The 25755-nt window shown below is 68.9% G+C and carries 26 protein-coding genes; 9 read left to right on the top strand and 17 right to left on the bottom strand.

Annotated elements, in window-relative coordinates; all coding sequences use genetic code 11:
- The first annotated feature begins 17 nt into the window (after positions 1-17).
- The gene (locus RS84_RS12810; protein WP_045259171.1) at positions 18-824 is read left to right on the top strand and encodes a ParA family protein; all 807 of its coding nucleotides are present in this window, start codon (positions 18-20) and stop codon (positions 822-824) included.
- A gap of 63 nt (positions 825-887) precedes the next feature.
- Here RS84_RS12810 and RS84_RS12805 read toward each other — a convergent pair whose 3' ends face one another.
- The 3 genes from RS84_RS12805 to RS84_RS12795 form a co-directional block, all read right to left on the bottom strand.
- Positions 888-1433: a MerR family transcriptional regulator gene (locus tag RS84_RS12805; protein ID WP_045258221.1), complete on the bottom strand. Its 546-nt coding sequence runs from the start codon at positions 1431-1433 to the stop codon at positions 888-890.
- A 100-nt stretch (positions 1434-1533) separates the two neighbouring features.
- Positions 1534-2220: a MerR family transcriptional regulator gene (locus tag RS84_RS12800; RefSeq protein ID WP_045258220.1), complete on the bottom strand. Its 687-nt coding sequence runs from the start codon at positions 2218-2220 to the stop codon at positions 1534-1536.
- Positions 2220-2705, bottom strand: a complete 486-nt coding sequence (locus RS84_RS12795) for an FHA domain-containing protein (protein WP_045258219.1) — start codon at positions 2703-2705, stop codon at positions 2220-2222. The genes RS84_RS12800 and RS84_RS12795 overlap by 1 nt, the downstream gene beginning before the upstream one ends.
- A gap of 99 nt (positions 2706-2804) precedes the next feature.
- Here RS84_RS12795 and RS84_RS12790 point away from each other — a divergent pair, with 99 nt between their 5' ends.
- On the top strand, positions 2805-3431 hold the full coding sequence (locus RS84_RS12790) for a copper resistance protein CopC (protein ID WP_045258218.1): 627 nt from the start codon (positions 2805-2807) through the stop codon (positions 3429-3431).
- A 9-nt stretch (positions 3432-3440) separates the two neighbouring features.
- Positions 3441-4838: a dihydrolipoyl dehydrogenase gene (gene lpdA / locus RS84_RS12785; protein ID WP_045258217.1), complete on the top strand. Its 1398-nt coding sequence runs from the start codon at positions 3441-3443 to the stop codon at positions 4836-4838.
- A 59-nt stretch (positions 4839-4897) separates the two neighbouring features.
- On the opposite strand, the gene RS84_RS12780 is transcribed toward lpdA, so the two are convergent.
- Genes RS84_RS12780 through RS84_RS12755 form a run of 6 tightly spaced genes read right to left on the bottom strand, consistent with a single transcriptional unit; the run spans position 4898 to position 9278 of the window.
- On the bottom strand, positions 4898-6019 hold the full coding sequence (locus tag RS84_RS12780) for an FAD-dependent oxidoreductase (protein WP_045258216.1): 1122 nt from the start codon (positions 6017-6019) through the stop codon (positions 4898-4900).
- The gene (locus RS84_RS12775) at positions 6006-6731 is read right to left on the bottom strand and encodes a methyltransferase domain-containing protein (protein WP_045258215.1); all 726 of its coding nucleotides are present in this window, start codon (positions 6729-6731) and stop codon (positions 6006-6008) included. Before RS84_RS12775 ends, RS84_RS12780 begins: the two co-directional genes overlap by 14 nt.
- On the bottom strand, positions 6728-7888 hold the full coding sequence (locus tag RS84_RS12770) for a type III polyketide synthase (protein ID WP_045258214.1): 1161 nt from the start codon (positions 7886-7888) through the stop codon (positions 6728-6730). The genes RS84_RS12775 and RS84_RS12770 overlap by 4 nt, the downstream gene beginning before the upstream one ends.
- Before the next feature lie 52 nt (positions 7889-7940).
- A complete protein-coding gene (locus tag RS84_RS12765; protein WP_045258213.1) occupies positions 7941-8573 on the bottom strand; it encodes a CYTH domain-containing protein in 633 nt (210 codons plus the stop codon).
- The gene (locus RS84_RS12760) at positions 8566-8778 is read right to left on the bottom strand and encodes a hypothetical protein (protein ID WP_045258212.1); all 213 of its coding nucleotides are present in this window, start codon (positions 8776-8778) and stop codon (positions 8566-8568) included. The genes RS84_RS12765 and RS84_RS12760 overlap by 8 nt, the downstream gene beginning before the upstream one ends.
- Positions 8779-8807: 29 nt before the next feature.
- A complete protein-coding gene (locus tag RS84_RS12755) occupies positions 8808-9278 on the bottom strand; it encodes a prepilin peptidase (protein WP_045258211.1) in 471 nt (156 codons plus the stop codon).
- A 133-nt stretch (positions 9279-9411) separates the two neighbouring features.
- Between RS84_RS12755 and RS84_RS12750 the strand changes: the two genes are divergently transcribed.
- From RS84_RS12750 to RS84_RS12740, 3 genes are read left to right on the top strand one after another with little or no spacing between them, the layout of a single operon-like run.
- Positions 9412-10164, top strand: coding sequence for a hypothetical protein (locus tag RS84_RS12750; RefSeq protein WP_235281491.1), 753 nt, complete (start codon positions 9412-9414; stop codon positions 10162-10164).
- On the top strand, positions 10161-11696 hold the full coding sequence (locus tag RS84_RS12745) for a DNA polymerase Y family protein (protein ID WP_045258210.1): 1536 nt from the start codon (positions 10161-10163) through the stop codon (positions 11694-11696). Before RS84_RS12750 ends, RS84_RS12745 begins: the two co-directional genes overlap by 4 nt.
- Positions 11696-15136, top strand: a complete 3441-nt coding sequence (locus RS84_RS12740; RefSeq protein WP_045258209.1) for an error-prone DNA polymerase — start codon at positions 11696-11698, stop codon at positions 15134-15136. Before RS84_RS12745 ends, RS84_RS12740 begins: the two co-directional genes overlap by 1 nt.
- Before the next feature lie 24 nt (positions 15137-15160).
- Here the strand turns inward: RS84_RS12740 and RS84_RS12735 are convergent, their stop codons facing one another.
- A complete protein-coding gene (locus RS84_RS12735) occupies positions 15161-15541 on the bottom strand; it encodes a hypothetical protein (RefSeq protein WP_045258208.1) in 381 nt (126 codons plus the stop codon).
- A 587-nt stretch (positions 15542-16128) separates the two neighbouring features.
- Between RS84_RS12735 and RS84_RS12730 the strand changes: the two genes are divergently transcribed.
- A complete protein-coding gene (locus RS84_RS12730) occupies positions 16129-17250 on the top strand; it encodes a Vms1/Ankzf1 family peptidyl-tRNA hydrolase (RefSeq protein ID WP_045258207.1) in 1122 nt (373 codons plus the stop codon).
- A 7-nt stretch (positions 17251-17257) separates the two neighbouring features.
- On the opposite strand, the gene RS84_RS12725 is transcribed toward RS84_RS12730, so the two are convergent.
- Positions 17258-17461 carry a hypothetical protein gene (locus tag RS84_RS12725; RefSeq protein WP_045258206.1) on the bottom strand — a complete coding sequence of 68 codons (204 nt, stop codon included), beginning with the start codon at positions 17459-17461 and terminating at the stop codon, positions 17258-17260.
- Between the two features lie 72 nt (positions 17462-17533).
- Between RS84_RS12725 and RS84_RS12720 the strand changes: the two genes are divergently transcribed.
- On the top strand, positions 17534-18397 hold the full coding sequence (locus tag RS84_RS12720) for a DUF72 domain-containing protein (RefSeq protein ID WP_045258205.1): 864 nt from the start codon (positions 17534-17536) through the stop codon (positions 18395-18397).
- 6 nt (positions 18398-18403) lie between these two features.
- On the opposite strand, the gene RS84_RS12715 is transcribed toward RS84_RS12720, so the two are convergent.
- The 6 genes from RS84_RS12715 to RS84_RS12690 form a co-directional block, all read right to left on the bottom strand.
- Entirely contained in the window at positions 18404-19057 is a 654-nt protein-coding gene (locus RS84_RS12715) for a UdgX family uracil-DNA binding protein (protein ID WP_052676358.1), read from the bottom strand.
- A 58-nt stretch (positions 19058-19115) separates the two neighbouring features.
- A complete protein-coding gene (locus RS84_RS12710; RefSeq protein WP_045258203.1) occupies positions 19116-19700 on the bottom strand; it encodes an NADPH-dependent FMN reductase in 585 nt (194 codons plus the stop codon).
- Positions 19701-19792: 92 nt separating this feature from the next.
- Positions 19793-20389, bottom strand: coding sequence for a TetR/AcrR family transcriptional regulator (locus RS84_RS18715; protein WP_052676357.1), 597 nt, complete (start codon positions 20387-20389; stop codon positions 19793-19795).
- A gap of 1 nt (position 20390) precedes the next feature.
- A complete protein-coding gene (locus RS84_RS12700) occupies positions 20391-22466 on the bottom strand; it encodes an MDR family MFS transporter (RefSeq protein WP_414738821.1) in 2076 nt (691 codons plus the stop codon).
- A gap of 140 nt (positions 22467-22606) precedes the next feature.
- Positions 22607-24535, bottom strand: coding sequence for an N-acetylglucosamine-specific PTS transporter subunit IIBC (gene nagE, locus RS84_RS12695; protein WP_045258202.1), 1929 nt, complete (start codon positions 24533-24535; stop codon positions 22607-22609).
- A gap of 153 nt (positions 24536-24688) precedes the next feature.
- Positions 24689-25123, bottom strand: a complete 435-nt coding sequence (locus RS84_RS12690) for a hypothetical protein (protein ID WP_152641826.1) — start codon at positions 25121-25123, stop codon at positions 24689-24691.
- A 91-nt stretch (positions 25124-25214) separates the two neighbouring features.
- Here RS84_RS12690 and RS84_RS12685 point away from each other — a divergent pair, with 91 nt between their 5' ends.
- Positions 25215-25754 carry an ArsR/SmtB family transcription factor gene (locus RS84_RS12685; protein WP_045258200.1) on the top strand — a complete coding sequence of 180 codons (540 nt, stop codon included), beginning with the start codon at positions 25215-25217 and terminating at the stop codon, positions 25752-25754.
- The last annotated feature ends 1 nt before the right edge of the window (position 25755 follow it).

Raw genomic sequence — 25755 nt, 5'->3', positions numbered from 1 at the left:
AAGGTAACGTGGAGTCCGTGCACGTACTCAGCGTCAGCTCTCTCAAGGGGGGCGTCGGCAAGACGACCGTCACTCTCGGCCTGGCCTCAGCGGCCTTCGCCCGGGGTGTGCGGACGCTCGTCGTCGACCTCGACCCGCAGTCCGACGTCTCCACCGGGATGGACATCCAGGTGGCGGGCCGGCTCAACATCGCCGATGTCCTGGCGAACCCGAAGGAGAAGGTCGTCCGTCAGGCGATCACCTCCAGCGGCTGGGCGAAGGTGCACCCCGGCACGATCGACGTCCTGATCGGCAGCCCCTCGGCGATCAACTTCGACGGCCCTCACCCGAGCGTCCGCGACGTCTGGAAGCTCGAAGAGGCTCTCGCCGCGGTCGAAGCCGATTACGATCTCGTCCTGATCGACTGCGCTCCCTCTCTGAACGCCCTCACCCGCACCGCATGGGCCGCGAGCGACCGCGTCATGGTGGTCACCGAGCCCGGCCTGTTCTCCGTGGCTGCAGCCGACCGTGCGCTGCGTGCGATCGAGGAGATCCGCCGCGGTCTCTCCCCCCGTCTGCAGCCGCTGGGCATCGTCGTCAACCGCGTGCGACCGCAGTCCATCGAGCACCAGTTCCGCATCAAGGAGCTGCGCGACATGTTCGGCCCCCTCGTGCTCTCGCCGCAGCTGCCGGAGCGCACCTCGCTGCAGCAGGCCCAGGGCGCTGCGAAGCCGCTGCACATCTGGCCCGGAGACTCCGCGCAGGAGCTCGCAGCCGACTTCGACTCCCTGCTCGACAGGATCATCCGCACCGGCCGCATCCAGGTTCCCGAGGGCAGCGCCTGACGCTCGCCCCGCCTCATACGCGAAACGCCCGCTCATCGAGCGGGCGTTCTCCGTCTGGAGAGACTACGCGGAGCGCTTGGCCCGACGTGCGGTGAGCTCGTCGACGGGGTCGGGAGCCGTGGGATCGAACTGCACGAGAGTCGACTCCACCTCGCGGAGGACCTTGCCGACCGCGATGCCGAACACGCCCTGCCCGCGGCTGACGAGATCGATGACCTCGTCGTTCGAGGTGCACAGGTAGACCGAGGCGCCGTCGCTCATGAGCGTGGTGCCTGCGAGATCGCGGATGCCTGCACGACGCAGTTCGTCGACGGCGGTGCGGATCTGCTGCAGCGAGATGCCCGTGTCGAGAAGGCTCTTGACGAGCTTGAGGACCAGGATGTCGCGGAAGCCGTAGAGGCGCTGCGATCCGGATCCGCTCGCGCCGCGCACCGTGGGCTCGACGAGCTCGGTGCGGGCCCAGTAGTCCAGCTGACGGTACGTGATGCCGGCCGCACGCGCCGCTACCGCACCGCGGTAGCCGACCTCGTCGTCCATCGCCGGGAGCCCGTCGGTGAAGAGGAGTTCCGGCACGAACCGCGGGTCGCCTGCACGCTCGTCCGCATTCATCTGAAGTCCTCCCTGGAAGCTGATACCTCCACGCTAGAGCAGTGCCCTGACCCCGGCAACGACATCCGTGCGACCCCGAAGGTGTGTCGCAATCAGTTCGTTACGAAAGCAGCCGGGCCAGCGCGTCTTTGACGAAGAGCGAGCGCACTTCGTCGATCTTGCCCGCGAGCTCCGGGGCCATCTCGCTCGCCTTCGCGCGCGATGCGGCATCCGTCCTGCGCAGCAGCGCCGACAGCGCGGACTCGATCAGCGCCACCTCTCGTTCGGCGCCCTGACGCAGCGACCGCAGGTGCCGGGGCTCGATGCCGTGACGGTCGAGGCCGACAAGACTGCGCAGCAGCGTGACGGATGCCTCGGTGTACGTCTCCTGGGCGGCCATCACGCCCGTGCTGATCGCATCGTTCAACAGCTGCGGGCCGGCGCCTGCAGCGGCCAGCAGCTCGTCCCGGCGATACCGGCGAGGCGAGGGCGCGATGGACGGGGGCGGCACGATCGCCGCGGACTCCCCTGATGCCTCCGCCTCATCGAGCTGCTCGCGGATGACGCTGAGCGGCAGATAGTGGTCACGCTGCAGGGTGAGACCCAGTCGCAGCCGCTCGATGTCGGCCTGCGAGAACTTGCGGTACCCGGACTCGGTACGAGACGGGGTGACGATCCCCTGCACCTCGAGGAAGCGCAGCTTGCTGGAGGTGAGATCCGGGAACTCCGGCGTCAGCCGGGCCAGGACCTGGCCGATACTCAGCAGGCCCGCGGACGCACTGCGTTCGCGGGCGGGAGAGGACGCCATCAGTCGTTCGCCGCCGCACGGTCGAGGGGCGAGGCGAAGAAGTTCAGCCGGAACTTGCCGACGCGCAGCTCGGCGCCGTCGACGATGGGCGCACGGTCGACCCGCTCGCCGTTGACGTAGGTGCCGTTCAGCGAGCGCTGATCGATGATCTCGAACGAGCTGCCGTTGCGCGTGATCTCGGCATGACGACGCGACACCGTCACGTCGTCGAAGAAGATGTCCGCCTCGGGGTGGCGGCCGACCGTGGTGACGTCGGTGTCGAGAAGGTAGCGGGCGCCCGCGAGTGCGCCGGAGCGGACCAGCAGCAGTGCGCTGCCGGCGGGCAGCGCGGCGATGGCGCTCTGCTCCACGTCTGTGAGCTCGACACCGAAGGGCACGAAGGAGAGATCCGAGTCGTGCCCGAACGTCTGGGTCACGTCGTGCCTCTGCTCGCCGGAACGGTGGATCGCGGCGTCGCCGGCTGGTCGGCTGTCGTTGTCTGTCACTGTGCCCTCCTGGTCGTCCAGACTAACTGATGCGGAGCCGCTCGCGGGAGGCCGGTTCGCACTCAGCCGCCGCATACCGGACATTCATAGGCTGGACACGTGAAAACCGCAGCCCGCAGCATCTCTTTCGCCCCCGTCGCTCTCGCCGTGAGCCTGCTCGCCGCGTTCCTCGTGCTGTTCGCGCCGCTCTCGGCGTCGGCCCACGACACGCTGGTGAGCTCGTCACCCGCCGCCGACAGCACGGTCGAGACCCTGCCCGCGGAGATCACGCTCACCTTCAGCGACAAGCTGATCACCGGCGAGGGTGCGACCGAGCTGCTCGTCACCGACGCCTCCGGCACCTCGGTCGTGAACGGACCGGCAACCGTGAACGGCGCGATCGTCACGCAGCCCCTCGCGGCTCAGGCCGCTGCCGGCGCGTACCACGTGGTGTGGAAGATCGTCTCGAGCGACGGCCACCCGACGTCCGGCGAGTTCTCCTTCACCGTCACGACCGACACGCTCGCGACCGCCGAGCCGTCCACCGCCCCGACCGCGACGCCTGCGCAGACGCCGGATGCCCCGGTGAGCACCGCGCCGGAGACGACCGAGGACTCGGGCGACGCCGTCGGATTCTGGGTGCTCGGCATCGTCGGAGTACTCGTCGTCGCGGCGGTCGTGATCCTGCTTCTTTCACGACGTGGAAACCGCTCCAGCGCAGGGTCTGACGACCAGTCGTCGCGCTAGGCTGAAGGCATGCCACACTACGACGTCGTCATCCTTGGTGCAGGTCCTGGCGGATATGTCGCTGCGGTTCGCAGCGCGCAGCTCGGCCTGTCCACCGCGATCATCGAAGAGAAGTACTGGGGCGGTGTCTGCCTCAACGTGGGCTGCATCCCCTCCAAGTCGCTCCTCAAGAACGCCGAGATCGCGCACACGTTCACGCACAAGGCCGAGTTCTTCGGCATCTCCGGCGATGTGCACTTCGACTTCGGCGCGGCCTTCGACCGCAGCCGCAAGGTGGCCGAGACGCACGTCAAGGGCATCCACTTCCTGATGAAGAAGAACAAGGTCACCGAGTACGACGGCCGCGGCACCTTCACCGGCCCGAAGGCGATCTCGGTCGCGAAGTCGGACGGCACGACCGAAGAGGTCACCTTCGACAACGCCATCATCGCGACGGGCTCGACCGTGCGCCTGCTGCCCGGCGTCGAGCTCAGCGACAACGTCGTCACCTACGAAGAGCAGATCCTGACCCGCGACCTGCCCGAGTCGATCGTCATCGTCGGCGCCGGCGCCATCGGCATGGAGTTCGGCTATGTGCTGTCGAACTACGGCGTGAAGGTCACGATCATCGAGTTCCTCGACCGCGCCCTCCCGAACGAGGACGTCGAGGTCTCGAAGGAGATCCAGAAGCAGTACAAGAAGCTCGGCGTCGACATCCTCACCTCGACCGCGGTGAAGACCGTCACCGACAACGGCTCCTCCGTGCACGTCACGTATGAGACCCGCGACGGCCAGCCCGGCGAGATCACCGCCGACAAGGTCCTCATGTCCGTGGGCTTCGCACCCAACGTGAACGGCTACGGGCTCGAGAACACCGGCGTCACGCTCACCGAGCGCGGTGCGATCGATATCGACGACCACATGCGCACCAACGTCGAGGGCATCTACGCGATCGGCGACGTCACCGCCAAGCTGCAGCTCGCGCATGTCGCCGAGGCTCAGGCTGTCGTGGCCGCCGAGACCATCGGCAAGGCCGAGACCATGACCCTGGGCGACTACCGGATGATGCCGCGCGCGACGTTCTGCCAGCCGCAGGTCGCGAGCTTCGGCCTCACCGAGGAGCAGGCCCGCGCCGAGGGTCGCGAGATCAAGGTCGCGAAGTTCCCGTTCAGCGCCAACGGCAAGGCGAACGGCCTGGGCGAGCCCGTCGGCTTCGTCAAGCTCATCGCCGACGCCGAGCACCTCGAGCTCATCGGCGGGCACCTGATCGGTCCCGACGTCTCCGAGCTCCTGCCCGAGCTGACCCTCGCTCAGAAGTGGGACCTCACCGCACTCGAGGCCGCTCGCAACGTGCACACGCACCCCACACTGTCCGAGGCTCTGCAGGAGGCCTTCCACGGTCTCGCGGGGCACATGATCAACCTGTGATCGCGCCAGAAGCCCCGGATCCTCGGATCCGGGGCTTCTGCGTTCCCGGGCGCGGCCGCTCAGACCCCGCGCATGGTGATGAGACCGGAGGCACAGCCGCGCAGCGGCCTCGAGCCCAGGACACGGATCACCTGCTCGCGCATCACGAGCGGCGCCCCTGCGGCCGGCGCCCCCATCGACATGTAGAACGCCGCACGCCGCTGCGCCCTGCGGGCCGCTCTCGCGCTCCGGCGGGCATAACTGCGGAAGTCCGGCTGCCCGCGCTCGAGTCCGCGGATGATGCCGACCGCGAGGCGCACGGCATCCGCCCATCCGAGGTTCATGCCCTGCCCGCCGATCGGGCTGACCTCGTGCGCGGCATCGCCCAGCAGCACGATTCGACCGTCGGCGAAGGCGGCGGCCGCGTGCTGCGCGACATCGAAGACCACCGGGACGAGGTCGTCGGGGAACGCAGGACGGATGCCGGTGCGCCTCTCGATCTCCGAGCGGAGGGCCGTGGCCGTGTCGAGCGGTCGCGCACCGCCATGGCGCACGACCCAGCGCCGGCGTGCTCCCGGCATCGGGAACGACTCCACGAGCCCCGCAGGTTCGCAGTGCAGCACCGCACGCGCGCGCTCGGCGTCGTCGGGAACATCGAGCATCGAGTAGCGGCCGGCTCCTGCGCGCTCGCGCCACTCGATGCCCAGCTGCTCGCGGATCCCGCTGTGCACGCCGTCCGCGACGACCGCGAACGACCCGGTGATCTCGCGCAGTCCGTGCCCGGCATCCACCGCCACGCGCACGAACTCCTCCTCGTCCCGCACCGACCGCACGACGTGCCCCTGGCGCAGCGCCCCTCGCGCCAGCACGCCGAGGCGATGCCGGAGCAGATCGTCGGTCCGCCGCTGCGGAAGCACGAGCACCGGCCGCTCCGGCGCGAAGTCGAGCTCCGCCAGCATCCGTCCCCGGCTGCGCACCTCCCCGCCCTCGAGAGCCAGAGCCTCGCCCCGCACCGCCGCTCCGATGCCGGCCGCGTCGAGGGCGTCGAGTCCCGGTCGATGGATCCCGATCGCGCGGCTTCTGGTGTCGGCGTCCGGCCGCCGCTCGCACACCACCACGTCGACCTCCCGCTGCGCGAGCAGACAGGCCAGCATCAGACCGACCGGCCCCGCGCCGACGATCACCACGTCATGGTGCGGCATCGCCGTGCTCCCACCGCAACTCGAGCCGCGCCGGGAAGCCGCCGCGCACCCGCCAGCCGGCAGGGGCGGCCTCGCGCAGCTCCGGCACGGTGTAGGAGCGACGGATGCTGATGAGCCCGTCCTCGCGGATGAAGGAACCGGCGAGGAGGTTGGATGCGAAGGGGAACGTCGCCGCGCCGAAAAGGGCGTAGGCCGCTCGACCGCGCGCGATGTCGCGGTGCACCACGGCCCCTCCCTGATCGACGAGCCGGCGGCTGTCGTCAAGGAGCGTCCGCAGCTCCTGCGGGGACAGATGATGCAGCAGATGGTTCGACACGACCACGTCGAAGCGCTCGCCGGCGTCGACCAGCTCGGAGGTGAAGGCGGGACGGTAGCGGATGCCGGCGCCGCCGTCATGCGCACGCGCCCAGGCGATCGCCCGCTCATCGGGGTCGAGCGCGGTGATCTCGGCGGCGATGCCGTCGCGCCGCAGCCGACTCGCCAGCAGCCGGCACAGATCGCCGCCTCCTGCTCCGATGTCGAGGATGCGCAGGGCGCGGCCAGGTGCGCCGCGCGGCCGGATGTCGCGGCGGTACAGCAGCCCGGGCCTCGAGACGAGGCGGTTCACGGGCGCGAAGCGCAGATAGGTGCGCTCCAGCATCCGCAGATCCGCGTGCGGATCGTCCATGAGCTCGCGCGCATCGACGGCGCGAACCGAGAGGTCGGGACTCATTTCGCCTCTGCGGCCTCGACCGTCAGCAGCGCGCTCTCGGCCGTCAGTCCCGGCCCGAACGCCATGGCGGCGACACGATCTCCGTGCCGTGCGTCCTGCTGCTCGAGGATGTGCTGCAGCACGAAGAGGATCGTCGCGCTCGACATGTTGCCGTTCACGCGCAGCACCTCGCGGGCCGGGTGCAGCTGCTCGTCGCTGAGGTGCAGGCGCTCCTGCACGCGGTCGAGGATGCTGCGCCCGCCGGGATGGATCGCCCAGTGCGCGACGCGATCGCCGACCCGACCCTCCTCGAAGGCGTTCGCGAGTTCCTGCTCCCCCGCGTAGAGCGGTCGCAGCGCCCCGATGATCGTCTCGCCGATGATCTGCGGAACAGCCGTGGAGAGGATCATCTCGAAGCCGCTGTCGCCGATGGTCCAGGCCATGTCCTTCTCGCCCTCCGGGGCGATGGCCGTGTGGAACCGGTCGAGCCTGAGCGCCCTGGTGGACGCTGGGAGGTCGCGGGCGGTGACGATGCCCGCAGCGGCGCCGTCGGCGAACAGCGAAGAGGCCACGATCGTGTCGGGGTCCTCCGAGGAGCGCAGGTGCAGGGTGCACAGCTCGACGCTCACCACCAGGACGACGGCCTCGGGATCGGCGGCGCAGAACTGGCGCGCGGCGCGCAGCGCGGGCATGGAGGCGTAGCAGCCCATGAAGCCGAGGTGATAGCGCTGCACCGAATCGGCGAGCCCGAGCGCTCTGACGATCTCGTACTCCGGGCCCGGCGCGTGGAATCCCGTGCAGGAGACCGTGATGACGTGCGTGATGTCGGACGCGCTGATATCGGGATCGGCGTCGATCGAGCCCCTCGCCGCTTCGACGAACAAGCGGCTCGCCTCGCGGACGTAGACCTCGTTGCGGGTCTTCGTCCCCGGGGAGAGCAGCGCCCCGGTCGCCCTGTCGAAGAACACCGGCTCCTCGACCTCGACGTCGAAGGAGAGCTCGTCGATCACGGTATGCCGCGAGTCGATGCCGGAGCCGTTGAACGACGCGCCGACGATGCGCCGCGCCAGCCGCCCGATGTCGGGCTGCGCGGCGAAGACGTCTCGCACCTCGTCCTGCAGGAGGACGGTGTCGGGGACGATCGTGTGCAGCGAACGGAGCCTGACAGGTGGGTGCATGCTGTCACTCAAGCATGCACCGCCGATTTCGCGAAAGGGGTTGCGCTCCGGCTCAGTATCCGAGTGCGCGGGCGAGCTTGGAGCCGGATGCCGCGTCCCGCGCCCCTGCGGCGAAGATCACGCGCTCCGCTGCGGCGAACAGTTCGGCGCGGCCCGCCTCGTCGGCGGGGGCCGCGGGTCCGAGTTCGAGCTCCCACTCCCGCCATTCGCGCTCGATGCCCGCGCGGAGGTCGGTGGCGCGGACTCGATCGTCGACGAACTCCGCCACCACGCCGTCGGGACCTGTGAGCAGATACGCGGTGCGGGTGTTCTCGATGCGGGCGAGCGGAGTCAGCTCCTCCGTCGTCCAGCGGGAGAGCACTTCAGAGACGGCATCCGGAATGCTCTCATCGTCGCCCAGCGGCCAGCCGATCTCGAGCCGGCCGTCGCCCTCACGCGGTCCCTTGATGTGCCAGCCGGCGTCGGGGCCTCCTGTGCGCCGGCGCAGGGCTACGCCGGCGCGGGAGAGCGCGGCATCCGCGGTGTCGAGGTAGCGGGCGTCGAGCTCGCGCACCTCTGCGTCGCTCACCGCGTCGACGCCGGGGATCCCCTGCCACTGCGGCAACGGAGTGGCAGCGTCGACGTCGTACTTGCGCTCGACCTCGACCGTGCGGGAGTGCCCTGAGCCGTCTGGCGCCTCAGTCATCTGCGGGATTGAGGTCCTCGAGGGACTCGTCGTACCAGTAGTCGACCTCGGTGGGGCCGTCGTTCTCGCCCGTGTTCGAGGGCTCGCCGCGGCGGTTGTACACCACCTGCGTCTCGCTGTAGGGGACGATCAGCTTGTCGTCCGCGTCGCCGAGGGGGATGATCTGCCCGTCCAGCGGGCCGCCGTGAAGCCGTGCGAGTGCCATGTGGTTCAGATTAGCCCTCATGGCCGACGTCAGGCGATCGCGACGCCGAGAACCGCGCCGATGATCATCCACGGCCCGAAGGCGATCCTCGTGGAGCCGGTCGCCCTGCGCAGTGCGATCAGGGCCAGCGCGTAGAGGGCCGCGAGCACGAAGGCGGATGCCGCGCCGACGGCGAGCGCGGTCCAGCTGTGCCAGCCGAGCACGACGCCGATGAGGGCTGCGAGCTTGACGTCTCCGCCGCCCATCCCGGCTCGGCTCGCGATGCGGAGCAGAGCGTAGAAGCCGCCGAGGATCACGAGTCCCCACAGCGCACGGACGAGCGCGCCGCTCTCTCCCATCGCCACGGCGTCGAGCACGGCCAGCAGCACCACGGCGAGGAGGGTCGGCAGCACGATGCGATTGGGCAGCCGGTGTGTGCGGATGTCGATCACCAGGAGCCACACGCCGATGCCGATCAGCCCCGCATGCACGAGGACGACGAGGACGGTGCGCAGACCCATTCTCGAAGGGTAGGAGATCCGCGGATGCCGCTGCAGCGAGGGTGTGGATAACTCCCCAGGGCGATGTCGGACGTTCGAAATAGCGTCAACACGTCCACTTGATTTATTAGTACATAGATTCGAAGATGGAGACATGGGGAACATGCTCGACACCGTGGCTTCGCTCTCCGCGCCTGACGACGTCCGCGCCGGAGAGGTGCTGCGGCTGCGCCGTGAGATCAGTCGCATGCAACGGCGACGCAGCGAGCAGCCTCTGCTCCCCCTCGACACCGCCTTCTCCTCGCTGCTTCCCGATGACGGGCTGCTCACGGGGTCCGCCTACACGGTATCCCCCTCTCCCTCACTCGTCCTCGCGCTGCTCAGCGCGGCATCCCAGAAGGGGCACTGGTGCGCGGTGATCGGCATGCCGACGCTCGGAATCGAAGCCGCCGCCGCCTTCGGCGTCGATCTCGATCGGCTGATCCTCGTGCCGAATCCTGCAGAGCGCTGGCTGGCTGTCACCTCTGCGCTCGCAGAAGTGGTCCCGCTGATCGCCGTGCACCCCGGCTCGCGGGTCCGCGACGCCGACATCTCACGGCTGAGCGCCCGGCTGCGCGATCGCGGCACCACGCTGCTCGTCGCCGAGTCGGCGGCGATCGGCCCCTGGCCGCAGAGCGAAGGCAGCATCCGCCTGAGCGATCCGCACTGGCACGGGCTCGGCGAGGGGTGGGGGCTGCTCCAGGACTGCACGGCGACCGTGACCGCGCAGACCAGACGAGCCCCGCTCGCTTCGAGCGTGCAGGTGCGGCTGCCGGGAAGCCACGGAGCGGTCGAGGCCGTCCAGGACACTCCCGCGACCGTCACCGAGCTGCCGACGCGGTTCACCCCCCTGGCGGTGGCCGGATGACCTCCCCGCTCCGCGTCTTCGCGCTGTGGTTCCCCGACTGGCCGCTGCGCGCCGCTCTCGGACCGCCGCCGCACCCGCCCACGGCCCTCGTGCACGCGAACGCGGTCGTGGCATGCACGGCATCCGCGCGCGAGCACGGAGTGCGCATCGGTCAGCGTCGCCGCGAGGCGCAGGGTCGGCTCGCCGCCCTGCGCGTACTCCTCCACGATCCGGCGAAAGACGACCGCGTGTTCCTCCCCGTGCTGCGACTCATCGAGCGCCATGCACCAGGGGCGACGCTGCTGCGCCCGGGACTCGCGGTCATCCGCGCCAGAGGCCTCGCCCGCTACCACGGCGGCGAAGCCGAGGCGGCGAGCGCGCTGCTCGGCATCATCACCGAGGCCGGCTACGCCGAGGCCCGGATCGGCGTGGCCGACGGGCCGTTCACTGCTGAGCTCGCCGCGCACGGGTCCGAGCCGTGCACGGTCGTGCCTGCGGGGCGCTCAGCGGAGTTCCTCGCTCCCCTCCCCGTGCAGGCGCTCCGCGACGAGCAGCTCGCAGGTCTGCTGACCCGCCTGGGTGTGCGCACCCTCGGCGCGTTCGCCGCGCTGGATGCCATCGAGGTGCGCGATCGCTTCGGCGAGCGCGGGGCACGTCTGCACGCTCTGGCAGCCGGCGCCGACTCCCGGGTGCCCGCCCCGAGACCCCCCGACCCCGAGCTCGTGCGCGCCGTGGAGTTCGAGCCCGCCCTGGCCGGTGCCGATCAGGTCGCCTTCGCGGTGAGGCAGACCGCGGATGCCGTGCTCCTCGCCCTCGATGCCGCCGGCGTCGTGTGCACCGAGGTGCGCATCGATCTGACCGACGACAACGGACAGGTGTACTCACGGTCGTGGCTGCATCCGACCTGCTTCGATGCCGCCGATCTCGTCGACCGCGTGCGCTGGCAGCTCGAGGCGCTGGCAGCGGAGTCCGCGAAGGCGCCCGTCGACGAGGCCAGGGCGTTCGGCGGCATCGTGGCGGTGCGCATCGTTCCGACCGCGGTCGACGACGCGGCGCATCATCAGCCAGGACTGTTCGGCTCGGCCACCGACGAGCGCCTGCATCACGCGGTCTCCCGCGTGCAGACCATGCTGGGGCATGAGGGCGTGGTCACCGCCGCGATCGCGGGCGGGCGCTGGCTCGCCGACCGTCAGGTGCTCACGCCCTGGGGCGAGCGTGCCGTCGCGCCTCGCGACCCGGTGCGCCCATGGCCCGGGAGTCTTCCCGATCCGGTGCCGGCAGAGGTGTTCCTCCCGCCTCGGCCCATCGGTGTGGAATCGGCTGCGGGTGAGAGCGTCGGCATCGACGGCCGGGGCTCCCTCTCCGCCGCGCCCGCGCGCATAGACGGGGCCCGAGTGCAGGCGTGGGCGGGCCCATGGCCGATCGCCGAACGGCGATGGGCGGCTGACGGCGGCAAGAAGGGGCATCGACTGCAGATCGTCGACGACCGGGAGCGCGCCTGGCTGGTGTTCTGCGCGGGCGGTCGCTGGTGGGCCGAGGGGAGGTACCGCTGATGGGCTGGCACAACCCGCCGCTCACCTGGAGCGAGATCGAGCGAACCCTCAGCGGCGACGAGCCGCCGAGCGCCGAACCGCGCAGCCCGCGGACCGACCCGGGGCCGGTCAGCCGCAAGCGCGACCACACCCCTCCTCCCCCGATCGAGCGCCCCGTCGACGCGGTGCCCTATGCCGAACTGCACGCGCACTCCTCGTACTCCTTCCTCGACGGGGCCTCCTCTCCGCAGGAGCTGCTCGTCGAGGCCGAGCGGCTGGGTCTCTCGGCCCTGGCTCTCACCGACCACGACGGCTTCTACGGGGCCGCCAGGTTCGCCGAGGTCGCCGGCATGATGGAGGCGTCGGTGCAGACCGTGTACGGCGCCGAGCTCTCGCTGGGTCTCGACGCCCCGCAGCGAGGAGCAGCCGATCCGATCGGCGAGCATCTGCTCGTCCTCGCCGACGGCCTCGAGGGGTATCACCGTCTCTCCGGCGCGATCACGACCGCGCAGCTGCGCGGCGGTGAGAAGGGGCGACCGGTCTACGACATCGACGAGCTCGCGGCGAGCGCCGGCGGGCACTGGACGATCCTCACCGGATGCCGCAAAGGCGCCGTGCGGCGCGGTCTCGAGAACGGAGACGCCGCGACCCCCCTGCGCCGCCTGATCGACCTGTTCGGCCGCGATCGCATCGCCGTGGAGCTCTTCGACCACGGCGACCCGCTGGACACCAGGCGCAACGACGAGCTCGCCGATCTCGCCCGGCGGCTGCGGCTGCCCGTGCTGGCCACGAACAACGTGCACTACGCCACGCCTGAGCGGGCGGGCCTCGCCGAAGCAGTGGCCGCGGTGCGGGCCGTGCGCAGCATGGACGAGCTCGACGGCTGGCTGCCGGCGCACGGCGGCGCGCACCTGCGCAGCGGCGCGGAGATGACGGCCCGCTTCCGCCGCTACCCGGGGGCGATCTCCTACGGCCTCGAGCTGGCCGCGGCATCCGCCTTCCCGCTGATCCAGGCAAAACCGGCCCTGCCAAGGCAGGACGTGCCCGAGGGCCACACGCCGATGAGCTGGCTGCGTCATCTGGTGTGGGAGGCGGTGCCGGCGAAGTATCCGCGGATCGACGACGAGGGCCGAAGGCGCATCGCCCGCGAGCTCGATGTGATCGAGGAGAAGGACTTCCCCGGCTACTTCCTCATCGTGCACGGCATCGTCACGGAGGCGAAGGATCGCGGCATCCTGTGCCAGGGCCGGGGCTCGGCCGCGGCGAGCGCGGTGTGCTATCTGCTGGGGATCACCGCGGTCGATCCCATCCTCTACAACCTCCCCTTCGAGCGCTTCCTCGCCACCACCCGGCAGGAGGAGCCCGACATCGACGTGGACTTCGACTCCAGCCGCCGTGAGGAGATGATCCAGTGGACCTACGAGCAGTACGGCAGAGAGCGGGCGGCGCAGGTCGCGAACGTCATCCAGTACCGCCCCAAGAACGCGGTGCGCGACATGGCGAGGGCTCTCGGCTACTCCCCCGGTCAGCAGGACTCCTGGTCGCGTCAGGTCGACGGCTGGTCGGCCGGTCTCGAGGTGTCTGAAGACCATGACATCCCCGAGAACGTGCTCGAGTACGCGGGTGAGCTGCTGAAGGCTCCCCGCCACCTCGGCATCCACTCCGGCGGCATGGTGCTCACCGCCCGTCCGGTCGGAGAGGTGGTGCCGGTCGAGCACGCGCGCATGGAGAACCGCACGATCATCCAGTGGGACAAGGACGACGCGGCATCCATGGGGCTGGTCAAGTTCGATCTGCTGGGGCTGGGGATGCTGGCGGCGCTGCGGCACTGCTTCGACCTGGTCCGCGGCGCCACGGGCGAGGACTGGGCACTGGAGACCATCCCGAAGGAGGAACCCGCGGTCTACGACATGCTCTGCCGGGCGGATTCGATCGGGGTGTTCCAGGTCGAATCGCGCGCGCAGATCGGACTGCTCCCCCGGCTGCAGCCCCGATGCTTCTACGATCTCGCGATCCAGATCGCGCTCATCCGTCCCGGTCCCATCCAGGGCGGAGCCGTGCACCCGTTCGTCCGCCGCAAGATGGCGAAAGATCAGGTCGACGAGGAGAACCGGGAGCGGATCGCTCGCGGCGAGCAGCCCGTGGATTTCCCGATCCTCTATCCGCACGACGATCTGAAGCCGATCCTGGAGCGGACGCTCGGCATCCCCATCTTCCAGGAGCAGCTGATCCAGATGGCGACGGCCATCGGGGACTGCACTGCCGACGAGGCCGATCTGCTGCGCCGCGCGATGGGCTCCAAGCGCGGGCTGGAGAAGATCGAGCGGGTGAAGGACAAGCTGTACGCGGGGATGAAGAGGCGGGGTCTGTCGGAAGACCAGTCCGACCGCATCTACGCGCAGATCCAGGCGTTCTCGAACTTCGGGTTCGCGGAGTCGCACTCGCTGTCGTTCGCGCTGCTCGTGTACGCCAGCTCGTGGCTGAAGCTGCACTATCCCGCTGCATTCCTCGCGGGCCTCCTGCGCTCGCAGCCGATGGGCTTCTACTCGGCGTCGACCCTGACGGCGGATGCGCGCAGGCACGGCGTCGAGGTGCTGCGCCCCGATCTGCATGCATCCGGCGCCACCGAGATCCTCGAGCGAACCGGCCCATCGGGCCCCTGGCTCTATTCCTGCCTGCACGACCCGCAGCCGCCGGCCGCGCGCTTCGACCGTTCACTGCCCGACGAGTCGGGTGCTCATCGCCGAGACGGCGGTTTCGCCGTGCGTCTCGGACTCGGCGGTGTACGCGGCATCGGTCAGCAGCTTGCCGAGCGGATCGTCGCCGAGCGCGAGGCGAACGGCCGCTATCGCGACCTGGGCGATCTGGTCAGGCGGACGGATGCCACGGCCGCGCAGCTGGAGTCGCTCGCCACCGCCGGGGCCTTCGACTGCCTCGGCCTGCAGCGGCGCGAGGCGATCTGGCTCGCGGGCGCCGCGGCTGAGGACCGCGCGCGATACCTCCCCGGCACCGTCGTCGCCGTGCAGCCCCCGCTGTTCGCGGATCAGTCCAGCTACGAGCAGCTCTCTGCGGATCTCTGGTCGACGGGGGTATCCACCGACGATCACCCGCTCGCCCACTTCCGCCCGCGACTGCGGGAGCGCGGGGTGCTCACGTCCGCAGAGCTGCAGGAGCACGAGGTCGGGCGGCGCATCGAGGTCGCCGGCCTCGTCACGCACCGGCAGCGACCGGCGACTGCGGCCGGCATCACCTTCCTCAACCTCGAAGACGAGACGGGCCTGGTCAACGTCGTCTGCTCGGCCGGAGTCTGGGGCCGCTACCGCCGCGTCGCTCGCGATTCTCCGGCGCTCATCATCCGCGGCATCCTGGAACGGTCCGAAGAGGGCGTGGTGAATGTTCTGGCCGACGCCTTCGAGGATCTGCGCACCGGCTTCGCCCATCGCTCGAGGGATTTCCGTTGATGGCGGGCACAGCCGGGCACGGTCTCACCAGATCCGCTCGACCGGCTCCTGCGGCGCTCTGTCCGTCCCGCCCCAGCGCTCCGCCTCCGCCTTGGCCGCAACGGCTGCCGCATCCGCCTCGTGCAGCGCCGTTCTCGCTCCCGTGCCGCCCGAAGCCTCCGGGGCCAGCACGAGTTCGGTGTGCGTTCCCGCCCCGCCCATCACCACGGTGCACTCCAGAATCCGCCCCGTCCAGAGGACGAGCTCTCCCCGCAGCGGTTCGGCGCGGCGATAGCGGATGCCGGTGTCGAGATCCAGGATCGAGAGGACAGCGGTCTCTCCGCCGTCGACGACCCGCTCAGACACCTCGACCCGATGCCCTCGCGCGATGGCGAGTTGCATGTTCAGCACGAGCGTCCTGTCCATGGGTCCACTCTATGGTTCCCCGTCGGAGGGGCAACCCCGGCCGCGAATCCTCAACTTTCGTATATTTCTTTGTCCCCCAAATGGCGGACATGACAAAACAGGGATACTCTGGTATGAGTAGCGGGGGCTACCGGCTGACACTGGGGAGATCAGCCATTGAGAGCCGCGATTTCTTCGCCGCCCTCCCCCTGCCGTCCGGGAAGGGCGGTGAGCCCTCTCGGGGTATCCAGCTGGGGAGCGGATGACTCGGGAGGGCAACCGAACCGCCTCCCGTGCATCCGGCGATAGCGATCGCATCCGCATGCGTCAACCCCGGCGCGCTCGCCCTGGGCCCGACGTAGCGTCGAAGGACGACGATCGAGGAAGGATGCGACATGAGCGACATGCAGCGCGGGAACACCAAGCACGGTCCGCGCCTCGACGAACAGATGGAGCAGGAGACCCGCGGGATGGTTCAGGGGCACGGAGCCCCTCACGCCGAGCCGTTCCGAGAGCGAGCCGCTCCCCGACGACACCGACGGCGCGGAGGTCGAGCGCGCGTTCCGCCATGACCAGGACGAGGAGGACGACGGCGAGGAGGAGGAATCATGATCGTCCGCGAAGAGATCACTGCCCTGCTGGAGCGACCGCACAAGGTCACCTATGCCTACGTCGACGGCCGTGGGCCGGGCCCGCAGGTCGTCGAGGAGCAGCGCCGGGATGCGGTGACCCGGCGTCTGCGCGAGGCCGGAGCTCCCGACGTCGATGCCCAGGCGGTCGAGGCTGCTCTCGAGCGCGAGCCCGGCCTCCCCGCGCCCTCGGCGCGGTACGTTCTGGCGGAGAACGGAGAGGTCATCCTCGACGAAGCCCTCCCCGGCCCCCGCTCCGGCCCTGAGATCCTCGGGCACTCCACGTTCCCGCCGGTCCTCCCCCTGCTGAGAGACCGCGTCGACAGCATCCTGTATCTGGTGGTCGAGACCGGACGTGGCAGTGCTGAGGTGCGCGTCGAGCGCGCAGGTCGCGAACCCGAATGGGCGCAGACCGTCGAGGGCCGCACCGACGCGCTGCCCAAGGTGAGCGTGGGCGGCTGGTCGCAGGCGAACTATCAGCGCAGCTCGGAGGAGATCTGGAAGCAGAACGAGGCCGAGGTCGCCGAGCTCGTCGACTCACTCACTCGGCAGCACTCGCCGAGCTTCATCGTGATCTCGGGCGACATCCGCGCGCGCCAGCTGCTCGTGGACCAGCTGGGATCGGCGGCGAGAAAGCTCGCCATCGTCGTGGACGCGCATACGCACGCTCGCGGTGCGGACCGGGAGGCGCTGGACAGCGCGATCCAGAATGCGATCCACGACCGGCTGCAGCAGTCCGAGGACGAGATCGACGCTGTCGCCTCAGAGAGATCCGGACGCTCGGGTGCCCGCGGGGTCGGCCCTGTGGTCGAGGCGCTTCGCGAGGCCAGGGTGGACCGGCTCCTCCTGGATGGGCGGATGCAGGATTCCGAGCGCACTCTGGAAGCGCTCGACAGAGCCCCCTGGGTCGCCTTCGACGCGCAGGACGCCCTCGACGCGCAGATCGTCGATCATCTCCCCGAGGCGGAAGCGCTTGCTCGCGCCGCCCTGCTGACGGGTGCCGAGGTCGTCGTGGCCGAAGACGATCAGGGCGAGGCCGAGGCTCGCGAGGACCGGAGTCCTCGCGAGCCCGTCGCGGTGCTGAGGTGGCCCGAAGAGTGATCCGAGGTCACTCGCGGATCTCGTCGTCGTCCAGCGGAACCTCTTCGCGCTGGTCGGCGGCGTCCGCGGCATCCGCCTCCGAGACCTCAGCTCCGGGGTCCGAAGCGACCGTGCGCTCAGGGTCGTCCGGTTCCTCGAGCTCCGGGCGGTCCTGCTCGGCCAGGTCTGCGAGGGGCTTCAGGTCGTCGAGTCGGTCATCTGGCAGGGACATGATGCTCTCCTTCCTCCGTGGTGCCTCCAGAGTGCCCCACGGAAACCGCCACGACCAAGGGGCTTGACGCGCATGTCCTCGTCACGACGCGCGGGCACGGTCCGGGTCGGGGTCTCCGGGTGGAGGTATCCGCGCTGGCGTAGCGACTTCTACCCGAAGGGGCTTCCGCAGAGGCGCGAACTGGAGTACATCGGCGAGCACCTCCGCACGGTCGAGCTGAACGGCTCCTTCTACTCGCTGCAGCGGCCGAGCAGCTACCAGCGCTGGCGCTCGGAGGTGCCCGATGACTTCATCTTCTCGGTGAAGGGCTCTCGTTACGTGACGCACATGCTCCGGCTGAACAACATCGAGCAGGCTCTCGCGAACTTCTTCGCCTCCGGTCTGCTCGCGCTCGGCCCGCAGCTGGGCCCGCTCCTGTGGCAGCTCCCAGAGCGATTGCGCTTCGATGCCGAGCTGCTCGAGAGCTTCTTGACGGTTCTGCCGGCCACCACGGGGGACGCCCTGCAGCTCGCCCGCAGGCATGACGCCCGGCTCGAGGGGCGTGCGTGGCTGGACATCGAGGCCGACGTGCCTCTCCGTCACGCGCTCGAACCGCGGTCGGCGACGTGGGGCGAACCGCAGAGTCTCCGGATGCTGCAGCGCCGCGGCGTGGCCCTCGTGGCGGCCGACACCGCAGGGCGCTGGCCGCGCTTCGACGCGCTCACGGCCGACTTCGCGTACGTGAGGCTGCACGGCGCGGAGATGCTCTACCACAGCGCGTACACGACGGCGCAGCTGCACGAGTGGGCTCATCTCGTAACGGCCTGGGCCGATGGCAGCGGGGCGGGAGACGGCCGTCCGCGCGATGTCTACGTGTACTTCGACAACGATGCGCGAGGTCATGCCCCGTACGACGCGGCCGCGCTCGCGGCTCTCGTGGACGAACGTCGCGCCTGAGCGCCGTCACCGCCTCTCCGCCAGCTCGGTGGCTGCGTGCAGGTCGGCCACGAACCCGCGGAACGCCGCATGCCGATCGGCGTCGTCTCGGAGGCGAAGAAGACTCGACGGATGCACGGTGACGAGCACCGCGACGCCGGGCCACACCTGCGCGTCGATCTCCGCGCCGCGAACGTCTCCGATCGTGACGGGCCGGCCGAGCACCGACCGGGCCGCCGTGGCTCCCATCGCCACGATCACGCGCGGACGGACGGCGGCCACCTCCGCCTCCAGCCAGGGATGGCACGCCACGACCTGACCGGTGACCGGCTTCTGGTGGATGCGCCTCTTGCCTCGCAGTTCGAAGCGGAAGTGCTTGACCGCATTGGTGAGGTAGACACTCGTGCGCGCTATGCCCGCTGCGTCCAGCGCATCGTCGAGCATCCGCCCCGCAGGGCCGACGAACGGCTCTCCGAGCCGATCTTCTCGATCACCCGGCTGCTCGCCGACCAGCATCATCGAGGCCTGCGCCGCACCTGTCGAGAACACCGTCTGCGTGGCATCCTTCCAGAGTTCGCAGCCACGGCATCCGCCCGCCGCCTCGCGCAGGTCCTCGACCCCGCCGCCCTGCGGCACCCATTCCTGCGCCCCTGGGCGCTCGTCCTGCCTGCGGACTGTCATGGCGCGACGCTAGGCGACCGGATCTCTGGATCCCATCCCCTTGCGCGCCGCGGTCAGATCACTCCCGGTCGCCGACGTGTCCGGGTGCAGTGAGCGAGAGAACCCGCTCGACGAACGCGGCGTACTCCCCCATGTAGTGGGTCAGGAACTGCTCGGTGGCGGCATCCGACACTCCGCCGTCATCGTCGAAGACCTCGGGCTTGAACGTGATGTACGCCTCGGGGGCGTTCAGCTGCGGGGCGTTCAGGAAGCTCAGCACGCTGCGCATCGACGACTGCATGACAGCGGTGCCGATCGCGCCGGTGGAGGCGCCGATGATGCCGCTGGGTTTGCGCGCGAACGAGTTGTGTCCCCACGGGCGGGAGCCCCAGTCGATCGCGTTCTTCAGCGGGCCGGGGATCGAGCGGTTGTACTCGGGAGAGACGATCAGCAGCCCCTCGGACTTCTCGATCGCCCGTTTGAAGTCGGTGACAGCCGCCACCGGGTCCATCTCATCGTCGCGGTTGTACAGCGGGAGATCGCGGATCGAGATCTCGGTGAGTTCGAGGCTCGGCGGCGCAACCCTGATGAGGGCCTTCGCGAGGATTCTGTTGATCGAGTCCTGCGACAGGCTGCCGACGATGTATCCGATGCGATGGGCCATTGACGTACTCCTTCGTCTGGGTCGTTCGAGTCCGGTATACGCCACCTGCCCCGGATCGTCCATCCTCTGGACACGACGAACCCGACGTGCTTCTAGGCCTCCACCATCGTGGCGTGACGCACCGCGATCAGTCGGTCCATGGTCTCCAGCAGCCGGACGGCGTCCGGACGCGAGTCGTCGGCCGGGCGATGCATCAGCGTCCGCAAGGATGCGAGCGCGAGCATGATCGCGGCATCCGCCACCTCCGGCGAGCCCGCCCTCTCCTCGACGAGCGTCGTGAACTCCGCCTTCAGCGCCCCCATCCACTGCGTGAACGCGGCGACCAGCTCCGGCTGATCGGTGATCAGCTTCTTCAAGCGCCTGCGCTCGACGCCCGAGCTCATCGAGTCGGCGAGCAGCTCGCAGATCGCGGGCATGAGCTCGCCGGTCGTCGACCGGAAGCGCGCCGCGGCCTCGGGCGAGATGATCTGCTCGGGCAGGTTGAGCGCGGCGGCCGTCTTGGAGGGGAAGTAGTTGAAGAAGGTCCTGGGCGACACCCCGACCTCTTCGCAGATCTGCTCGACGGTCGTGCCGTCGAGCCCGTGACGTTCGACCAGGCGCAGGGCAGCGTCGTGGAGGGCCGCCCGCCTCTGCTTCTTCTTGCGTTCGCGGAGCCCGGACGGCTCCCCTGCGCTCTGGTCGTTCGTCATGTCAGCTGTGCACCTTGATCGTTCCGGTCTCGCTGAGACCCGCTTCGTCCGCCCGCTCCTGCAGCGCGGAGCGCGTGCGCAGCGGCGGCGCCTTGAAGAACCAGCTCAGCACGAATGCGAGCATCAGCACTCCGAAGCCCACCCAGTAGATCACGTCGATCGCCTGAGTGAAGCCGACCATGAACGGCTTGGTGAGCGCGGCATCCGCTCCGTTCAGGAACGACGTGTCGCTGACCGAGTCGCTCGATCCGCTCGACGCCTCGGAGCTTCCCTTGTTGATCTCCTTGGCGATGTCGGGCACGAGCTTGTCGACCCAGTAGGTGCGCTGAGCGTCGTCCGACCAGTCGACGGACACGGCGCCGTCGGCGACCGAGGCGTGCGCCTTGTCGGCGACCGCCTGCAGCGCCTCCGACTCCGCATCCGGCAGCGCCTCGGCGATCTTCTGGTCGATCACCGTCTGGGCTGCGCTCGCCGGCACCTGCCCCGCGGCGACCGCCTGGTTCACGGCGTCCGTGACGGCAGCGGTCACGGCATCCGACGCTGCGGCCTTCGCCGTGGTCGCGCCCTCATCGAGCTGGGTCTGGATGTTCTCCTGCAGCGGCCCGACGATCGGGGTCCACAGCTGCGCCATGACCGCCTTGTTCTGCTCGGCACCCGCGACCTCGGGGTCGAGAGCAGCGTCGAGGGCAGCGGTCAGCGTGGGCTTGTCGCCCATGCTGTGCGTGATGTTGGTGGGCAGCAGCGTGAACAGCACCGACAGCATGATGGCCGTGCCCAGCGTTCCGCCGATCTGGCGGAAGAAGGTCGCCGCGCTCGTCGCCACACCCATGTCCGGCGCCTCGACCGCGTTCTGGCTCGCCATCGTGAGCGACTGCATCAGCTGGCCGAGGCCGAGGCCGACCACGAACATGCCGATCATCATGAACCACACCGGGGTGCCGGCGGAGACGAAGGTCAGCAGCAGGAATCCGAGGGCGGTGGTCAGGGTGCCCGTGCGCGGGAAGAACCCGTACTTGCCGGTGCGCGCGGTGATCTGGCCCGCAGCCATGGAGGACGCCATGAGTCCGACGACCATCGGCAGCATCGCGAAGCCCGACTCGGTCGGGGTGAGTCCTGCGACGATCTGCATGTACAGCGGGATCGTCATCATGGCGCCGAACATGCCGAACCCGACGAGGACGCCGATGATGGTCGCCCATGAGAACGCGTTCGAGTGGAACAGTCTGATCGGGATGATCGCGTCGTTCTTCATCGCGATCTCGATCAGGACGAAGGCGATCGCGCCCACGACGCCGACCACGTAGCAGGTGATCGACGCGGCCGAGCCCCAGCCCCACTCACGCCCCTGCTCTGCGACGAGCAGCAGCGGCACGAGCGCGACGATCACGGCCGTGGCGCCCCACCAGTCGATGCGCGGGTTCGCGTGCGTGCCGACCTTCGGCAGATGAAGGAACGCGATGACCATGCCGAGGGCGATCAGGCCGATCGGCAGGTTGATCAGGAAGACCCAGCGCCACCCCGCGAGCCAGAGGATCTCGTTCGCGCCGGCGAAGATTCCGCCGACGAGAGGGCCGATCAGCGAGGAGATGCCGAAGACGGCGAAGAAGTAGCCCTGGTACTTCGCGCGCTCGCGCGGGGCCAGGATGTCGGCCATGATCGCGAGCGGCAGAGACATCAGCGCGCCCGCGCCGATGCCCTGGAAGGCGCGGAATCCGGCGAGCATCAGCATCGACGTCGAGAAGGTCGACAGCACTGATCCGAGGATGAACACCGTGATGCCGAAGATGAACAGCGGCCGCCGGCCGAAGATGTCGGAGAGCTTGCCGTAGATCGGCACCGAGATGGTCGACGTGATCAGGTAGGCGGTGGTGACCCACGCCTGCTGGTCGAGGCCCTGCAGGTCGTCGCCGATCGTGCGGATGGCTGTGCCCACGATGGTCTGGTCGAGGGATGACAGGAACATGCCGGCCATGAGGCCGTAGATCACGAAGAGGATCTGACGGTGCGTCATGATCGGCTTCGACTCGCCGGTTTGCGCGACCGGGACGGATCCGGTGCGGGTGGAGACAGTTGACATTCCAGCCTTTCAGGGAGGCTCAAAGATTTTTGCAGACGTGCAATATTACATGACTGCAAGATTTGGGCAAGCTGAGAGGCGGCGCCTTCGAGACATGACTGTGCCCGCCGGCTCGGGAGCCGGCGGGCACAGTCGATCGATCAGGCGAACCGGATCGTGGCGCTCTCGTCGTTCAGCACGATCACGGGCGTGATCGCCGAGTAGCCGGCAGCCTCGATCTTCGCGGTGTCGAAGCGCAGGAGCGGCGTGCCCGCAGTGACCCGGTCGCCCTTCGTGACGAGGGTCTCGAACCCGTCCCCCTTCATCTGCACCGTGTCGATGCCGACGTGGATCAGCAGCTCAGTGCCGTCATCGAGCTCGAGCGCGATCGCGTGGCTGGAGTCGAAGGTCGCACCGATCGTGCCGTCTGCGGGAGCGACGACCGTGTCTCCACTCGGCTGAATCGCGACGCCCGGGCCCATGATGCCCTGCGCGAAGGTCGGGTCAGGAACCTCCGAGAGCGGCACCACGGTGCCGGCCAGCGGCTGACGGAGGGTGCGCACGGAGGCATCTGTCTTGGGAGGCGCCGCAGTGAGGACCGCACCGGTCGCCGCGGGCGCTGCGGATGCCGCAGGAGCCGCCGCTTCGCCGGACATGATGCGCTCCATCGCGTCCTTCACGAACTGGACGTTCAGGCCGTAGATGACCTGCACGGATTTTCCGCCGGCCTTCATCGTCCCCGCGGCGCCGGCGCGCTTGAGCGCGGCGTCATCGACCTTCGACACGTCGGCGACCTCGAGACGGAGTCGCGTCGCGCAGTTCTCCAGGTCCATGATGTTCTCCTTGCCGCCGAGCGCGTCGAGGAATCGGCCCGCGGTGGCCAGGTAGGTGTCATCCCCGGGCCGCGTCTCGGATGCCGCGTCTTCAACGAGCTCGTCATCCTCACGACCGGGAGTCTTCAGGTTGAACCGCTTGATGAGGAAGTAGAAGACGAAGAAGTAGATGAAGAACCAGGCGACGCCCATGACGAGGATCAACCAGGGGTTCTCCGCCATCGGGTTCGCCCATCCGAGCACGAGGTCGATGAACCCGCCCGAGAAGCCGAAGCCCATGCGCACCGGGAGTATCGCGCTGATCGCCATGGAGATGCCCATGAACACCGCGTGGACGAGGTAGAGCAGCGGAGCGACGAACATGAATGCGAACTCGAGGGGCTCGGTGACACCCACGAAGAACGAGGAGATCGCGCCGCCGAGCATGATGCCGTAGACGACCTTCTTGCGAGTGGTCTTCGCCGTCAGGAACATCGCCAGCGCCGCACCTGGGAGACCGAACATCATGACCGGGAAGAAGCCCGTCATGTACTGGCCGGTCACCCCGTAGGTGCCCTCGCCGCCAAGGAAGTTGTTGAGGTCGTTGATCCCCGCGACGTCGAACCAGAACACGGAGTTGAGAGCGTGGTGGAGCCCCACGGGGATGAGCAGTCGGTTGAGGAATCCGTAGATGCCCGTGCCGACCGGTCCGAGGGTGACGATCCACTCGCCGAACGCGACGAGACCTCCGTAGACGACCGGCCACACGAAGAACAGCGCTACGGCGACGACGAGCGAGAATGCGGCGGTCACGATGGCGACGGAGCGCTTGCCGGAGAAGAACGAGAGCGCATCGGGGAGCTTCGTCTCTTTGAAGCGGTCGTAGCACCACGCGCCGATCAGGCCGCAGATGATGCCGACGAAGACGTTCTGGACCTTGCTGTACGCGGGATCCACCGCCGCAGCATCCGCCGCCCCGGTGAACAGCGCGACGGTATCAGGCTTGAGCAGAGTGGTGACGACGAGCCATGAGACGAGCCCGGCGAGTGCTGACGTTCCGTCGCTCTTGGTCGCCATGCCCAGCGAGATGCCGATCGCGAACAGCAGCGCCATGTTGTCCAGCAGCGAACCGCCGGCAGCGCTGAGGAACGTCGAGACCACATTGGGTCCGCCCGCGGCCATGCTGATCCAGTACCCGATGCCGGACAGGATCGCTGCGACCGGCAGAACCGCGACCGGCAGCATGATCGACCGCCCGAGTCGTTGGAAGAACTTCATTGATCTCTCCTCGTGAGGGGGACTCCGCAGCGTTGCCGAGTCGGGAGTGAACGGCGAGCCGGATGACTCGGAATCTGATTTAAGTAAGCGATGCAAACAAAATAGTAGCGGACGTGTCAGCCGATGCAAAAGCCCGCGTTCCGAGAACGCCTGTCAGAGGTGGTCGCTGTGGGGCAGCGGAGCGGGAAGCCCGCGGCGTCGGCGGAGGCGCGCTGCCACGAGGCTTCGGATCAAGACGATGACGGACGCGATCCACACAGCACCCACGACGACGATGCCGACAATGACGGCGCCCTGGTGGGAAGAGACGGTGCCCACCGCCATGGCGACCATAAGCCCGAGCAGAGCCGAGACGATCGCGAACAGGACCAGCTGACCGCTCAGCGTGAAGACGGCTCGCGATGACGTCGAGCGCGTCCAGGCGGGGCCGGCTTCCGCCTTCGTGTAGATGCGCAGCACGCCGTCGGCACCGCGGAGGGCTCGCACCTTCTCCCCCGCCGCGCGGCGTGCGGCCGCAGCATCGAGAATCGCCTGGTCGCGTTCCTGTGCCGGGGTCAGCACCGGGCGCACTCGAGCTCGATCGTCCACTGCACCACCTCGCGACCATGATAGGCCGGGCACGGTCGAGGTGGTTCATGCCAATTCTTCGTAATTACGAACTATTGCTACGGCTGTAGCCATGAACAACGAATCGGACCACGAGATCGAGCATCGCGTCGACCGCCTCGAACGCGAGGTCGAGCGCCTGCGCGAACAGTTAGAAGGACGTCAGGCGGATGCCGCCTCTGCGGCCGCCGCGGAGCCCGAGGCATCCGACGCACCCGCCGATCCCCTGTGGTTCGTCAACACGCTGGGCCGCTACGCCCCCGGCGTCGTCATGATGGCCGGCGCGGTCGAGGTTCCGGCTGGGCCGGTCCGCTGGCAGTACGGCCTCCACGCAGATGATCTCCTGGCGCGCGACTGGAGCGAACTCGCCCGCCCCGTCGAGGCTCTGGGGCACCCGGTTCGCCTCGAGCTGGTCCGCCGCATCCTCAACGGGACGCAGACGACGGCGGAGCTGCTCGAACTCGACCAGTTCGCTTCATCGGGCCAGCTCTATCACCACCTCCGCCAGCTCGTCAGCGCAGGCTGGCTGACGTCGCCGCGCCGCGGGCACTACGAAGTGCCGGTCTCGCGCATCGTGCCTCTGCTCGTCCTGACCATGATCGCCGCAAGCTGAG

The organism is Microbacterium hydrocarbonoxydans (assembly GCF_000956475.1).
GTDB classification, from domain to species: domain Bacteria; phylum Actinomycetota; class Actinomycetes; order Actinomycetales; family Microbacteriaceae; genus Microbacterium; species Microbacterium hydrocarbonoxydans_A.
Note: the sequence above shows the minus strand (reverse complement) of the source record. Positions and strands in the feature narration are given on the sequence as shown.